This is a genomic window from Corallococcus caeni (assembly GCF_036245865.1).
GTDB classification, from domain to species: domain Bacteria; phylum Myxococcota; class Myxococcia; order Myxococcales; family Myxococcaceae; genus Corallococcus; species Corallococcus caeni.
Genome location: NZ_BTTW01000034.1, coordinates 1 through 1,605, shown reverse-complemented (window position 1 = coordinate 1,605; position 1,605 = coordinate 1). Strand labels below are relative to the sequence as shown.

Sequence of the window (1,605 nt, the reverse complement as noted above, 5' to 3'; positions counted from 1 at the left end):
ATGACCCGAAGCTTCGGCACTAGTCTTGAGCCCCGTTACATTTTCGGCGCGGCCTGTCTTGACCAGTGAGCTATTACGCTTTCTTTAAAGGATGGCTGCTTCTAAGCCAACCTCCTGGTTGTCAATGACCTGCCACATCCTTTCTAGTGTTCACTTAGACTAGATTTGGGGGCCTTAGCTGTCGGTCTGGGTTATTCCCCTCTTGCCAATGGACGTTATCACCCACTGACTGCGTCCCGGGATAACAATTGCCGGCATTCGGAGTTTGGTACGGTTTGGTAATCTGGTGAGACCCCTAGCCGTTCCAGTGCTCTACCTCCGGCATTGAATTGCCCGAGCCGATACCTAAATATCTTTCGGGGAGAACCAGCTATCACGGAGTTTGATTGGCCTTTCACCCCTACACACAGCTCATCCCAGAAATTTTCAACTTTCATGAGTTCGGTCCTCCATGCGGTGTTACCCGCACTTCAACCTGGCCATGTGTAGATCACCCCGCTTCGGGTTATAATACACGCAACTTAGCGCCCTATTCGGACTCGCTTTCGCTCCGGCTCCACCTATCGGCTTAGCCTCGCTACGTATATTAAGTCGCCGAATCATGATGCAAAAGGTACGCTCTCGCACTGGCTTGCGCCGTAGTGCTCGAACTGCTTGTAGACATGCGGTTTCAGGTTCTTTTGACTCCCCTCACCGGGGTTCTTTTCACCTTTCCCTCGCGGTACTTGTTCACTATCGGTCGCCAAGGAGTATTTAGGCTTACCGGATGGTCCCGGCAGATTCAGACAGGATTGCACGTGTCCCGTCTTACTTGGGTAACCCGCTCAGCTCCAACTGGCTTTCGTGTACGCGACTATCACGCTCTTTGGTGCGTCTTTCCAGGACGCTTCCACTAGCCTGTCAAAGTCCTACCGCGGACCCGCTACCCCACCGCCATTTGCATGACGTTGGTTTGGCCTCTTCCCATTTCGCTCGCCACTACTTTGGGAATCACTCGTTGTTTTCTCTTCCTCAGGGTACTGAGATGTTTCACTTCCCCTGGTTTGCTCTGCAAACCTATGGATTCAGTTTGCAGTAACGCAGCTATTCGCCGCGCTGGGTTTCCCCATTCGGACATCTCCGGATCAACGTTTGGTTGGCAACTCCCCGAAGCTTTTCGCAGCCACCCACGTCCTTCATCGCCTCTTGGCACCTAGGCATCCACCGCACGCCCTTAGTAGCTTACTTGCCCTGATCTCTTGTCGTCACGCCCGCCTCCCGGCGGATTGTCGAAACTCGTGACCAAGGCCCAGACCCCTGCTCTTCGCAGCAGGCCCGGAAGACTTACTTTCTTTGCTGTTCTCTTACTGCTTCTTCTTGTGTGGGAGACTTCGCTTTTGCCTCACTCGGCTGCCTCGCGGCGCCTGGTGAAGCTCATGGCGAAGTCGGCACTTCTGTTGAGAACTTCACTCAGCAGAAATTGCAACTTACCCTTCGTATGCACTTGTCAAAGAACGTCCCTGCGACTTCCAGGTAACTTGTGGAGCTGATCGGGTTCGAACCGACGACATCCAGCTTGCAAAGCTGGCGCTCTCCCAGCTGAGCTACAGCCCCGACTCTCGCGTC

1 tRNA gene and 1 rRNA gene are annotated in these 1,605 nt (G+C 53.9%); both read right to left on the bottom strand.

Annotation, left to right across the window (positions count from 1 at the left end):
* Positions 1–1,227: ribosomal RNA gene (locus AABA78_RS38770) — 23S ribosomal RNA — on the bottom strand; the annotation flags it as partial.
* A 293-nt stretch (positions 1,228–1,520) separates the two neighbouring features.
* Positions 1,521–1,593, bottom strand: a tRNA-Ala gene (locus tag AABA78_RS38765).
* Positions 1,594–1,605 lie beyond the last annotated feature (12 nt).